At 63.1% G+C, this 13,249-nt stretch carries 11 protein-coding genes; 7 read left to right on the top strand and 4 right to left on the bottom strand.

Going from position 1 to position 13,249, the window contains the following annotated elements:
- Positions 1-151: 151 nt before the first annotated feature.
- Genes HX873_RS29445 through HX873_RS29430 form a run of 4 tightly spaced genes read left to right on the top strand, consistent with a single transcriptional unit; the run spans position 152 to position 7,132 of the window.
- Complete coding sequence (locus HX873_RS29445; protein ID WP_177039854.1) at positions 152-2,272, top strand: TonB-dependent receptor; 2,121 nt, start codon at positions 152-154, stop codon at positions 2,270-2,272.
- Between the two features lie 26 nt (positions 2,273-2,298).
- The gene (locus HX873_RS29440; protein WP_177123603.1) at positions 2,299-3,873 is read left to right on the top strand and encodes an FAD-dependent oxidoreductase; all 1,575 of its coding nucleotides are present in this window, start codon (positions 2,299-2,301) and stop codon (positions 3,871-3,873) included.
- 25 nt (positions 3,874-3,898) lie between these two features.
- Positions 3,899-4,390 carry a RidA family protein gene (locus HX873_RS29435; protein WP_003211308.1) on the top strand — a complete coding sequence of 164 codons (492 nt, stop codon included), beginning with the start codon at positions 3,899-3,901 and terminating at the stop codon, positions 4,388-4,390.
- Between the two features lie 36 nt (positions 4,391-4,426).
- On the top strand, positions 4,427-7,132 hold the full coding sequence (locus HX873_RS29430; protein ID WP_256349680.1) for a TonB-dependent siderophore receptor: 2,706 nt from the start codon (positions 4,427-4,429) through the stop codon (positions 7,130-7,132).
- Position 7,133: 1 nt separating this feature from the next.
- On the opposite strand, the gene HX873_RS29425 is transcribed toward HX873_RS29430, so the two are convergent.
- The 4 genes from HX873_RS29425 to HX873_RS29410 all read right to left on the bottom strand — a co-directional run bounded on the left by HX873_RS29425 (position 7,134) and on the right by HX873_RS29410 (position 11,271).
- On the bottom strand, positions 7,134-8,021 hold the full coding sequence (locus HX873_RS29425; protein WP_003212824.1) for a LysR family transcriptional regulator: 888 nt from the start codon (positions 8,019-8,021) through the stop codon (positions 7,134-7,136).
- Positions 8,022-8,203: 182 nt separating this feature from the next.
- Positions 8,204-8,821, bottom strand: a complete 618-nt coding sequence (ycaC, locus tag HX873_RS29420; protein ID WP_003207315.1) for an isochorismate family cysteine hydrolase YcaC — start codon at positions 8,819-8,821, stop codon at positions 8,204-8,206.
- Between the two features lie 24 nt (positions 8,822-8,845).
- Positions 8,846-10,684, bottom strand: coding sequence for an amidohydrolase (locus tag HX873_RS29415; protein ID WP_177123602.1), 1,839 nt, complete (start codon positions 10,682-10,684; stop codon positions 8,846-8,848).
- Entirely contained in the window at positions 10,681-11,271 is a 591-nt protein-coding gene (locus HX873_RS29410; protein ID WP_003207311.1) for an antibiotic biosynthesis monooxygenase, read from the bottom strand. Before HX873_RS29410 ends, HX873_RS29415 begins: the two co-directional genes overlap by 4 nt.
- Before the next feature lie 170 nt (positions 11,272-11,441).
- Between HX873_RS29410 and HX873_RS29405 the strand changes: the two genes are divergently transcribed.
- The 3 genes from HX873_RS29405 (at position 11,442) to HX873_RS29395 (ending at position 13,164) form a co-directional block, all read left to right on the top strand.
- Positions 11,442-11,873 carry an AraC family transcriptional regulator gene (locus tag HX873_RS29405; protein WP_023658747.1) on the top strand — a complete coding sequence of 144 codons (432 nt, stop codon included), beginning with the start codon at positions 11,442-11,444 and terminating at the stop codon, positions 11,871-11,873.
- Positions 11,874-11,956: 83 nt separating this feature from the next.
- Entirely contained in the window at positions 11,957-12,679 is a 723-nt protein-coding gene (locus HX873_RS29400) for a pirin family protein (RefSeq protein WP_177123601.1), read from the top strand.
- Positions 12,680-12,816: 137 nt separating this feature from the next.
- The gene (locus HX873_RS29395; protein ID WP_177123600.1) at positions 12,817-13,164 is read left to right on the top strand and encodes a hypothetical protein; all 348 of its coding nucleotides are present in this window, start codon (positions 12,817-12,819) and stop codon (positions 13,162-13,164) included.
- Positions 13,165-13,249: the final 85 nt, after the last annotated feature.

Here is a 13,249-nt window from a genome sequence, read left to right as displayed (position 1 = left end):
AACCAATACATACCTATTTTTTATAATTAACTTATAACTAATCGGACTTTTACGCCCGGCATTTATACAAATACTGTTACATCCAGTACCGACCCCTGACCAGGTGGAGGCCCAATTTTGCCTAAACCGTCAACCACCTCAGGGGTCCATCATGAGTCCTACCGCCGTACCCAATCGCCTGGCACTGGCCATCTCCCTCGCCCTGTTCGGCCTCGCCGTTCACGCCGACGACGCCGCCCTGCCGGTGGTCAACGTCACTGCCGAGCACCGCAGCGAAGACCTGCAAAAAACCCCGCTGGCGATTTCCGCGTTTGATGAAAAGGCCCTGGAAGACAAGCAGATCAACAGCGTGCGCGACCTCTCGGGCCAGGTGCCGAACCTGACACTCAGCCGCCAGTCGATCTCCTACAGCGCGCAGACCTACGGCATTCGCGGTATCGGTGAAACCGACCCGATCCAGGAAGCCGCCGTCGCCGTGTATGCCGATGACCTGTACATCCCGCGTGCGATTTCGTCGATGCTCGACTTCAACGATGTGGAGCGTGTCGAAGTGCTGCGCGGGCCCCAGGGCACCCTGTACGGACGCAACAGCAGCGCCGGCGCGATCCGCGTGATCACCCGCGATCCGACCCAGGAAACCCGCGGTTTTGTAGAGCTGGGCGCCGGCAACTACGACGCCCAGAACGCACGCCTGCTGATCAGCGGCCCGTTGGTAGACAACGCGCTGTTCGGCAGTTTCTCGGCGATCCGCCTGAGCCGCGACGGCACCGTCTCCGACCCCACCCGGGGCAAGGATGTAAACAACGTCGACATCCAGTCCTACCGCGGTAAGCTGCGCTACAAGCCGGTGGATTCGCCGTGGGATGTGCAACTGACCCTGGCCGGTACCTTCGACCGGGGCGACACCACCAGCTACACGCCTTTCGACGCCAACGGGCATTTCGACAAGTTCAAGAGCTACAGCAGCCTCGACCCGAAAAACCGCCTGGACCAGGGCAGCTCGGTACTGCGGGCGATTTACGCGATCAATGACAACCTGAACTTCAAATCAGTGACGGCCTACTCGGCGTTCCACCAACCGGTGGACTACGACAACTCAGGGCAAGCCGCGCTGATCCAGAACAACCTGATCCTGTACAAGCAGAACTATGCGACCCAGGAGTTCCAGCTCAACGGCGACTACGACGATTTCAGCTTCAGCACCGGGGTGTACCTGTACCGCGAGAAGTTCGACGCCGACCGCGACAACCTTACCTATTCCATCGCCCGCAATCGGGTGATCGGCCAGGGCCAATACAGCACCACCAACACCGAAAGCTATGCGCTGTATGGCCAGGGCACCTACAAGCTGACGCAACAACTGTCGCTGATCGCCGGCCTGCGCTTTACTCGCGAGCACAAGAATTTCGACTTCACCAACTACGCGATCAACACCGACCGGCAAATCACCGGCACCAACTTCACCGCCGAGTCGAGCAAATCCTGGCAGTCCACCAGCCCGAAGATCGGCTTCGAATACGCCTGGACCCCGCACCTGAACCAATACGCCTACGTCGCCAAGGGCTTCAAGGCCGGTGGCTACGACAACCGCGCCCCCACCCAGGCCGCCGCCGAACAGGCGTTCTCCCCGGAAGACGTGACCACCTGGGAAACCGGGGTCAAGGGCGACTTCTTCGACCAGCGCCTGCGGGCCAACGTCGCGCTGTTCTACAACGACTACAAAGACCTGCAAACCAACGCCTATGACCCGGCGCTGGGGGTGAGCCTGCGCACCAACGTCGGCCGTGCCCACACCTACGGCGTGGAGCTGGAAACCCTCACCGCCCTGAGCCGCGACCTGCAACTGACCGCCAACGTCGGCTACCTGCAAAGCAAGTACGACGACTTCCAGAACGCCAGCGGTGCCGGGGTGGATGCCAACGGCAAGCAACTGGTGTTCTCGCCACGCTGGAACGCGAGCGTTGGCCTGAACTACACCATCCCGGCCGGGCTGCCGGGCACCTGGCTGGCAGGCACCGATGCGCAGTTCCAGACCAAGTCCTACGCCAACGCATTGAACGACGACATCCAGGAAATCCCGCAACAGACCTTCTGGAACGCCAACACCCGCTACATCAGCGGCGACGGCCACTGGACCACCACCCTGGCGGTGAAAAACCTGCTGGACCGCGCCTACCCGCAGTCGGTGGGCTACGTGCCCTCCAGCGGCGCCCGCTACTACTCGGTCAACGACCCGCGAACCCTGTTGCTGACCGTGCGCTACGACCTCTGACAAACCGCTATCTCAAGGAGCGAATCATGGCTTTTACCCGCAGGGAACTGATTTCCCGTATTGCCGCCGTGGGCGGTTATTCCGCCGCTGTCAGCGCATTGGGCGCGCTGGGGCTGACGCCTCAGGCGGTGGCATCGAGCTTTACCCCGCTGCAATTGGGCAGCACCGGCAAAGGCAAGCAGGTGGTGGTGGTCGGCGCCGGGATCTCCGGGCTGGTCAGCGCCTATGAGCTGCGCAAGGCCGGGTTCAACGTGACGATCCTGGAAGCCCGCGACCGGGTGGGTGGACGCAACTGGACCCTGCGCCGAGGCACCAAGGTCGATTTCGACGACGGCGTCAGCCAGACCGTCGACTTTGATGACGGGCAGTTTTTCAACGCCGGCCCCGCGCGTATTCCCAGCCACCACCAGACGATCCTCGGCTACTGCCGCGAGCTGGGTGTGGAGCTGCAAGTACTGGTCAACAGCAGCCGCAACGCCCTGGCCCGGCCGGATACGCAACAGCCGGCGTTCCAGTTGCGCCAGGCGGTCAATGACACCCGTGGCCAGCTCTCGGAACTGCTGGCCCGCACAGTCAGCCGCAAGGCGTTGGACCAGGACCTGAGCGTGGATGACCGCAAGGCGCTGCTGAGTTTCCTCAAAGTGTACGGCGACCTCAACGGCGACCTGCAATACAAGGGTTCGGTGCGCTCCGGCTACACCCGCGTGCCCGGCGCCGGCGACCAGACCGGCGTGACCCGCGCGCCGCTGGAGCTGCAGACCCTGCTCAATCCCAAGCTGTGGGGCGCGCTGGTGTTCGATGAAATCCCGGAGTTTTCCTCCACCATGTTCCAGCCGCTGGGCGGCATGGACCGCATTCCGTATGCCTTCTACGAGCATCTGAAAGATGCGGTGCGCTTCAACGCCGAAGTCAGCGATATCCAGACCTCGGAGCAAGGCAGCCGAATCACCTACCGCGACCGCATCAGCGGCAAGACCCAGGTGCTGAGTGCCGACTATGCGATTGTCACCGTGCCCTTGCCGCTGCTGGCCAAGCTGCCAACCAACTTCACGGCACCCTTCAAGCAGGCGATCCAGACCGCGCAAAGCGACCAGGCCAACAAGGTGGCCTGGCAGGCGCCGCGCTTCTGGGAAACCGACTTCAACATCTACGGCGGCCTGTCGTACCTCGACCATGAAGTCAAAGGCCTGTGGTACCCCAGCGACCGCCTCAACAGCGCCCAGGGGATTCTGGTGGCGGCCTACAACACCAGTGAATCGGCCCAGGCCTTCAGCCAGAAATCCCTGGCCGAACAGTTCGCCTCCTCACGCCAGGCGGTGGAGCTGTTGCACCCCGGCCACAGCGCCAAGCTGCAAAAACCGGTGGCGATCAACTGGTCGAAAGTCAGCTACAGCAAGGGCCCGTGGATCGTCAACGACGAGGTCGGCGAAAGCGCCTACCGCCTGCTCAACGAGCCCCAGGGCCGCACGTACCTGGCCAGCGACGCCCTCGCCCACGGCGGCGTCGGCATCTGGCAGAACAGCGCCGCCGATTCGGCGCGGCGCATCGTCTCGCTGATCGGCCGGCATGCCGAACGCCAGCAACCGGGCGTCGCCGCCTGACTTTTCTCTCTCAAGGAATGAACCGATGAAGACGCTTTTTGCAGGACTGCTGATGACCGCCACCACCCTTGCCGCCCACGCCGATGAGATCAAGCGCGTGCCGCTGCCGAACTCGAATTTCCCGATCTCATTGGCGGTGTCGGTGCCGCCGCAGACCGAGCTGCTGTTTGTGAGTGGGTTGCTGGCCGACCTGCATGACCCCAAGGCGCCGAAAGACTCGTTTGCCGCCTATGGCGACACGGCCATCCAGACCACGTCGATCCTCAACAAGCTCAAGGGTGTGCTGCAAGGCCAGGGCCTGGATTTGGGAGATGTGGTGCAGCTGCGGATATTCCTGGTGGGCGATCCAGCCAAGGGCGGCAAGCTCGACTTTGCCGGGTTGCAGGAAGGCTACACGCCGTTTTTCGGCAGTGCCGAGCAGCCGAAAAAACCGGCGCGCACCGCGGTGCAAGTCGTCGCGTTGCCATTGCCCGGCGGGCTGGTAGAAATCGAAGCGGTTGCCGCGCGCAAACGCTGACAGGGACATCACTCGAGACCAAGGAGCTCCACTCTCATGCGAAAATTCAACTGGCTGACGGCACCGTTGTGGCGAGGGAGCTTGCTCCCGCTGGGGCGCGCAGCGGCCCTGAAGCCTGACTCCGCAATTTCCCCGGAAGACTGTGGCGACGGTATTGGGGCTGCTACGCAGCCCAGCGGGAGCAAGCTCCCTCGCCACAGCAAGCTCCCTCGTCACAGCAAGCTTCCTCACCACAGCAAGCTCCCTGGCCACAGCAAGCTCGCTCACCGTAAAAGGCTACATCGGTACAATCATCTGAAACTCCTGCCGCTCTCGCTGGCGTGCGGCCTGGCGTCCTTCGGCGTCGAATCTGCCGAAGACCGCTCCCCCACCCTCGACACCGTGGTGGTCACCGGCAACCGTGGCGCCGAACAACGCACCGTCACCACCAGCCCCACGCCGATTGATGTGATCAGCGGCGAACAACTGCGGGCCGTGGGCAAGCCGAGTTTGCTCGAAGCGTTGGGCAAGCTCATCCCCTCGTTCAACCTGCCCGACCGCGCCGGCTGGGATGCCAGCGGCGTGGTGCGTTCGGCCACCCTACGCGGCCTCACCGCCTCTCACGTACTGGTGCTGGTCAACGGCAAACGCCGCCATACCAGCGCCACCCTGAACATCAACGGCATCAACAGCGGCGCGGCCCCCAGCGACCTCGACCTGATCCCGGTGGCTGCCATCGACCATGTGGAGGTGCTGCGCGACGGTGCAGCGGCGCAATACGGCTCGGATGCGATTTCCGGGGTGATCAATATCATCCTCAAGCAGACCACCGGCGGCAGTTCCGACACCACCCTGGGCCAGAACTACGACGGCAAGCGCGGCACCGGCCAGGAGGCGCTGAACTATGGCTTCCAGGTGGGGGAAGCCGGGGTGCTCAACGTGTCCCTCGACACCCGCTACCAGGAGCGCGACAACAAGGCCGGCAGCAACGGCTACAGCAGCCATTACTACCCGCTGGCGGACGGTTCCCCCGACCCGCGCGAAGCCACCTCCAGCCACCACACCTACAAAGGCTACGGCTCGCCCCGCAGCCAGTTGGGCGATGTGGCGTACAACCTCGACCTGCCGCTGAACGACAACCTGACGCTGTACTCGTTTTCCACCCTGGCCACCCGGGAGAACAACGACGGCCAGAACTTCCGCCTGCCCAACGGCCGCAATACCATCACCACCGGGCCCAATGGATACCCCGATGGCTACAGCCCGTACTGGTTGGTCAACGAGACCGACTTCCAATCGGCCTTCGGTGCCAAGGGCAATGACCTCGGCGGCGGTTGGGGTTGGGACCTGAGCAGCACCTACGGGCGCAACTACGCCAAGCAGCGCACCTACGACAACCAGAACCCGTCCCTGGGCGAAAGCACACCGAACAAGTTCACCTCCGGGATCTACATCGCCGACCAGCTCACCACCAACCTCGACCTGAAAAACACCTACGAGATCGGCCTGGCCAAGCCGCTGGACGTCGCGTTCGGCCTGGAGCACCGGCGCGAAAGCTACGAGACCCGCGCCGGCTCAGAGGCTTCCTATATCGATGGCGGCTACGTGTTCCCGGCAGGCCATCCGCGTGCCGGGCAGCGTCCCGATCCGGGGGCCCAGGTCACCAACGGCATCCGTCCGGAAGACGCGCAGAAGGTCAGCCGCAACAGCGTCGCCAGCTATGTCGACCTCGGGTTCTACCCCACCGAGCAGTGGTACGTCGGCGTGGCCGGGCGCTACGAGCATTACAACGAAGGCGTCGGCGGTACCCGCAGCGGCAAGCTCAGCACGCGGTATGCGTTCAACCCGGTGTTCGCCCTGCGCGGCACCGTGAGCAACGGCTTTCGCGCACCGTCCCTGGCCAACGAGATCTTCACCGCACGCTCCACCGGGTTCGACACCATCAATGGCGTGTACCAGTCGTATAACTACGTGATCCTGCCGGTGGATTCCGCCGGCGCCCAGGCATTGGGTGCCAAGTCACTGAAGCCGGAGCGCTCGACCAACTTCAGCCTCGGTTTCGCCGTGACCCCAAGCGATGACTTGAGCCTCACGGTGGACGGCTACGTGATCAACCTGCGGGACCGCCTGGTGCTCAGCGAACGCTTCCAGGGCCCGGGCATTGCCTCCCTGCTGGACAGCATCGGCGTACCGGCCACGGCGGGCGCGCAGTACTTCACCAACGGCGCCAACACCCGCACCTCCGGGGTGGACGTGGTGGGCAACTACCGGCAGAACCTCGACCGCTACGGCTCGGTGAAATGGACGGCGGCGCTGAACTACAACCACACGCAGATCCTCAGCGTCAACGACACCCCGGCGCAGCTCGCCGCCCTGGGCAACTTCCAGTTGATGGGTCGCCAGTCACGGGCACTGATCACCAAGACCTCACCCAGCAGCAAGATGATCTTCTCCGCCGACTGGGCGATCCACGACTTCGACGTCAACCTGCGCCTGACTCGCTACGGCACCTACACCGAGGTCAACAGCTCCAGCGACGCGAGCCTGGACCGCACGTATTCGGCCAAGTGGATCACTGACCTCGACGTGGCCTACGCGATCAGCAAACAGCTGACGGTGGCCGTAGGTGCGCAGAACCTGTTCGACAGATACCCGGATCACATCGGCGTGAAGAACTCGTCGTTCGGCGATAACTGGGGCAGCTATTCGCCGTTCGGGTTTACCGGCGGGTATTACTACAGCCGGGTGCAGTACGCGTTCTGATTCAACAACCGCCGGCCAGGCGTTCACGCAGGAACTCGATCAACGCCTGCACCGGGCGCGAGCTCTGGCGGTGCTGGGGGTAAACGGCGGAAAGGGTCAGGGGTTCGGGCGCGCAGTCTTCCAGCAGCGTCACCAGGCGGCCGTCCTGCAAGGCCTGGGCAACGATAAAATGGGGTAGATAGGTGATGCCCAACCCGGCCACGGCGGCATCCCGCAGCAGCTCACCGTTGTTGACCCGCATGCGCCCGCTGACGTTGCGGGTGTGGGGTTTGCCATCGACCTTGAAGTGCCATTGCACCTGGCGACCATGGCCGTAAGGCAGGCATGCGTGATCGGCCAGGTCATCGGGACTCTGCGGCGTGCCGTGGCGGGCCAGGTAGTCGGGACTGGCGCAGTAGACGCGCTGCACACTGGCGATGCGTCGGGCGATCAGGGTCGAATCCTCGAGGGTGCCGATGCGCAGCACCAGGTCGTAGCCCTCGCTGATGAGGTCTACCGGGCGGTCACTGAGGTCCACTTCCACGGTGACGTGAGGGTGGCGTTGCAGGAACAGCGGCAACAGGCAACCCAGGTGCGCCATGGCAAACGACAAAGGCGCGCTCAGGCGAATGGTGCCTCGGGGCTCGGTGTTTTGCCCGGCGATGCCCTGCTCCACTTGCTCGACTTCACTGAGCAGGCGCAGGGCGGATTCGTAGTAACTCTGGCCCAGCGGCGTGACGTCCAGGCGGCGGGTGGAGCGGTTGAGCAGGCGTACGCCGAGGCGTTCTTCCAGCTGGATCAGGCGGCGGCTGACAAATTGCTTGGACAGGCCAAGATGCTCGGCGGCAGCGGTGAAACTGCCGGATTCCATGACCTGGCAAAACAGGCGCATGTCTTCGAAGGGGTTCATTGTCGCTTCTCGGTGGACGCTGGGCTGTTTTATAGCCGGTCAGTCGCCACACCACAAATCAAAATGTGGGAGCGGGCTTGCTCGCGAAGGCGGTGGGTCAATCGGTACATGTATTGACTGGCACACCGCCTTCGCGAGCAAGCCCGCTCCCACATTGGATTACCTGCATATCAGAGAGCGGTTTATTTGGCCGTCAGCGCCGAGTAGCTGTTCATCAAATTGCGATAGTTGGGAATACGCGGCGACAGCAGATTCGCCAGGCCTTCCATGTCGTTGCGCCAGTCCACCTGCAGCTCGCAGGCCACCGAGAACCAGTTCACCAGCTGTGCACCGGCCGCCGTCATGCGTGCCCACGCCGCCTGTTGCACGGTCTCATTGAAGGTGCCCGACGCATCGGTCACCACAAACACTTCAAACCCTTCAGCCAGGGCCGACAACGTCGGGAAGGTTACGCACACGTCGGTCACCACACCGGCAATGATCAGTTGCTTGCGGCCGGTGGCTTTCACTGCCTTGACGAAGTCTTCGTTGTCCCACGCGTTGATCTGGCCAGGGCGCGGGATGTACGGCGCGTCCGGGAACAGTTCTTTCAGCTCCGGCACCATCGGGCCGTTGGGGCCGCTTTCGAAACTGGTGGTGAGGATGGTCGGCAGCTTGAAGAACTTGGCCAGGTCCGCCAGGGCCAGCACGTTGTTCTTGAACTCGTTGGGCGAGAAGTCCTGCACCAGGGAAATCAGGCCGGTCTGGTGATCCACCAGCAGGACCACGGCGTCATCTTTGTTCAGGCGTTTGTAAGTCATGGGAACACTCCTTTGGGGGTTGATTCAGAAGGCAAAACACGAGCAGCCAAACGCGCCCCAGAAACCCTGGAAGTCGCTGACCGGCACGTTCGAGAGACGCGCCCGTTCATGGCTATGGGAATGCACGCCACAGGGGCCGCTGCATTGGTGCACCTGGGCTTGCAGCGCTGACGCCGGGCGCCAGTGGCCCGGGACCTTGACCACCGGCGACCAGTCCGGCAGCACCGGCACGCTGGGTGGTGCGAAATCTTCAAAGTCGCCGGCGCCGTAGACCACCTTGCCGCCGACCACGGTGAGTACCGATTCGATCCACTTGATGGCTTCCTCGTCGACACTGAAGAAGTCCGCCGACAGTGCCGCCACGTCCGCCAGTTGGCCGACCTTGATCTGGCCCTTCTTGCCCTGCTCGGAGGAGAACCAGGCGCTGCCGTGGGTGAACAGTTCCAGGGCCGTCAGCCGGGGCAGCCCCTCGGCGTGCAGTTCCAGCCCGCCGACGGTGCGGCCGCTGACCATCCAGTACAGCGAGGTCCAGGGGTTGTAGCTCGACACCCGGGTGGCGTCGGTGCCAGCGCCCACCGGCACGCCTTCGGCGAGCATGCGTTTGATCGGCGGCGTGGCCTCGGCGGCCTTGGCGCCGTAGCGCTCCACAAAGTACTCACCCTGGAACGCCATGCGGTCCTGGATCGCGATGCCGCCGCCCAGCGCCCGCACGCGCTCGATGTTCTGCGGGGTGATGGTTTCGGCGTGGTCGAAGAACCATGGCAAGCCGTTGAACGGGATGTCGCGGTTGACCTTCTCGAACACGTCGAGCATCCGCGAGATCGACTCGTTGTAGGTGGCGTGCAGGCGGAACGGCCAGCGCTGTTCCACCAGGTGGCGCACCACCGGCTCCAGTTCCTGCTCCATAGTCAGCGGCAGGTCTGGGCGTGGTTCGAGGAAGTCTTCGAAGTCGGCCGCCGAGAACACCAGCATTTCGCCCGCGCCGTTGTGGCGCAGATAGTCGTCGCCCTGATGCAGGGTCACGCTGCCGGTCCAGCTCTTGAAGTCGCTGAGTTCTTCCTTGGGCTTCTGGGTGAACAGGTTGTAGGCGATGCGCACGGTCAGTTGCTGGTCCTTGGCCAACTGTTCGATCACCGAGTAATCGTCGGGATAGTTCTGGAAACCACCGCCGGCGTCGATGGCACTGGTCAGCCCCAGGCGGTTGAGTTCGCGCATGAACTGGCGGGTGGAATTCACCTGGTATTCCAGGGGCAGTTTCGGGCCCTTGGCCAGGGTCGCGTAGAGAATCATCGCGTTGGGCCGCGCCACCAGCATGCCGGTGGGGTTGCCGTTGTGGTCGCGCACGATCTCGCCGCCGGGCGGGTTCGGTGTGTCCTTGGTGTAGCCAGCCACGCGCAGGGCGGCGCGGTTGAGCAAGGCGCGGTCATACAGGTGCAGCACGAACACCGGCGTGTCGGGGGCGGCCTGGTTAAGTTCGTCGAGGGTGGGCATGCGCTTTTCAGCGAACTGGAATTCGTTCCAGCCGCCCACCACCCTCACCCACTGCGGCGTGGGCGTGCGGTCAGCCTGATCCTTGAGCATGCGCAGGGCATCGGCCAGTGACGGCACGCCTTCCCAGCGCAGTTCGAGGTTGTAGTTCAGGCCGCCACGGATCAGGTGCAGGTGCGAGTCGTTGAGGCCAGGGATGACGGTGCGACCCTTGAGGTCGATGACCTGGGTACCACTGCCGCGCAGGGCCATGGCTTCACCGTCGGTGCCCACCGCGACGAAGCGTCCCTGGTGGATCGCAACTGCCGTGGCGCGGGGATTTTCACGGTCCACGGTGTGGAACTGGCCATTGAACAGAATCAGGTCGGCGTTCATAGGGTTTCCTTTACAGAGGCTTCAAGCCAGGGCGCGAACAGGCGGGTGGCCGCCGGCATCAGCAGGTAAACCACCAGTACAACGATGGTCAGGGTGACCAGGAAGGTGGCGACGATGTAGTTGGACAGGAACGGGTGCAGCCGCAGTACCGGGCCCCAGATGATCGGCACCAGCAACGTCAGCGGCAGGATCACCAGCAGCGTGACCACTGCCTGTTTCCAGCGCGGCGGCTTGGCGGCAGCATCGGCCAGGGGCGAGAACCAGAACTCGTTGACCGCGCCGACTTCGGTCTGGTCGCCGTCGGCCAGCATCGGTGCGGCTTGGTTGATCAGCTCCAGGCGCTGCGGCGAATCGAGCCAGCGCTCCAGGTCTTCGGTGGAGCGGTAACGCAGCACGCAGGTGAATAGCGCCAACCCGCCCTGTTTACTGCGCACCACATCGACGCCGAGGTGCCCGGGACGCTCACCGGCAATACGCACGATGCGTCGCAGCCAGGCTTCGTAGTCGGCTTCAAGCCCGGGTTTTATGCGGTGCTTGACCACCAGGGTCACGACCTCGTCCGGCCCGCCTTGTGCTGTTGAGTCCATCGTGCCCTTCCCCTGGATGCTTGAACGTTCGCGCTAGTGTGCGACGGCCCGATCCAGAAAAATTGCATGCATGTGCTCAGTTCAACAGATGCTTGCAGCGGTCTACACTGGGGATTCATTCACCGGTAAGGTGTGTGAAAACAAGCGCCCATCGACCACGGATAGCGATCATGGCTCAACCAGCAGCTGCAACCGGAACCCTGTGTTCAGAGCGGGAACAGAGGGTCAAGCAATTGATCCTCGCCAATCTTGCTGGCCCCCTGGAGGTGACGGAACTGGCTCGCGCCTGTGAGCTGTCCCGCAGCCATTTCTCCAGGGCCTTCAAGCGCACCACCGGTGTATCGCCCCAGGAATGGATTCGCCAGCAACGCATCAAGCAGGCCAAGGTGCTGATCACCGGCTCCGCCCTGAGCCTGACGCAGATCAGCCAGGAATGCGGGTTCTGCGACCAGGCGCACTTCTGTCACCTGTTCAGCCGCAGCGAAGGCGTGAACCCGATGGCCTGGCGCAAACTTCAGCTGCGCTACCGCCATCATCTGCGGACGGCACAGCTGGCGATCGTCAATCTAAAAGAGACAGTCATTCCGATTTCAGCTTCTTAATCAACCTATCGTTAACCAGTAATCTTCTCCTCACACCGAAGCCCTGCATCTCGCAGCCAGGCTTCCCTTGAGGAGAACACCCCATGCTGACCCTTCGCAAAGCCTCGGAACGCGGCGCCGCCAATCACGGTTGGTTGAAGTCGTTCCACACCTTCTCGTTCGCCAACTACTGGAATCCCAAAGAACAGGGTTTTTCCGACCTGCTGGTGATCAACGATGACCGGGTTGCCGCCGGCAAGGGCTTCGGCCAACACCCGCACCGCGACATGGAGATTTTCTCCTATGTGCTCGAAGGCGCCCTGGAACACAAGGACACCCTGGGCACCGGTTCGGTGATTCGCCCCGGCGACGTGCAACTGATGAGCGCCGGCAGCGGCGTGGCCCACAGCGAGTTCAACCACAGCCACACCCAGGGCGTGCACTTCCTGCAAATCTGGATCGTGCCGGAGGTGGCGGGCGCCGAACCGCGCTATCAGCAGGAGCACTTCACCGAGGCGCAAAAACGCGGCCGGTTGCAGTTGATCATCTCGCCGGAAGGCACCGACGGCTCCCTCGGCGTGCGCCAGGACGCGCGGGTGTATGCCGGGCTGTTCAACGGCTTTGAAACCGCCAGCCTGCCGCTGGCCCCGGAACGCTACGCCTACATCCATGTGGCGCGGGGCAGCGTTGAAGTCAATGGCCAGCGCTTGCACGAAGGCGACGGCGCCCGAGTGCGCGATGAGCGGGAGATTCACCTGAGCCGTGGGGAGGACGCCGAGGTGCTGGTGTTCGACCTGCGCCCTCGGGAACTGCCAGAAATGCCGTGATGAGCGACGCGATGGCCCGGGAAAACGGGCCATCGCTGGCGTCGATAGTCACCATCAGCCCAATGAAGTTCTCTTAAAAAATCTGCCGCGTAACATCGCATCCATACCAACCAACGACTTTCCCGGAGCACACCCTCATGAAACGCCAACTCTTGCTTAGCCTCGCTTTCTCGGTACTTGCTGTAAGCGCCTTTACCCAACCTGCCCTCACTGAAGGCGGCGCGGATCGCCTGATGGACAGCCGCGTGGCTGAGGGTGGGTCTGACCGTATGCTGGAACGTCGTGTTGCTGAAGGTGGTTCTGATCGCCTGCTGGAACGTCGTGTTGCTGAAGGGGGCGCTGAACGTCTCCAGGGCAACCGTGTAGCTGAAGGTGGCGCTGACCGTCTTCAAGAAAACCGCGTAGCCGAAGGTGGTGCTGACCGTCTTCAAGAAAACCGTGTAGCTGAAGGTGGCGCTGACCGCCTGATGGAAAACCGCGCGTAACCCCTGTCGTTCGCGGTTCACCCCCAGCCGGCCTGATCAGCCGGCTTTTTTTCGCCTGCTGTTAACTGATCCTCACAAGCGCCAC

This window comes from Pseudomonas sp. P7758, assembly GCF_013386485.1.
In the GTDB taxonomy this organism is placed as follows: Bacteria; Pseudomonadota; Gammaproteobacteria; order Pseudomonadales; family Pseudomonadaceae; genus Aquipseudomonas.
This window is presented reverse-complemented; position numbering and strand designations above follow the sequence as displayed.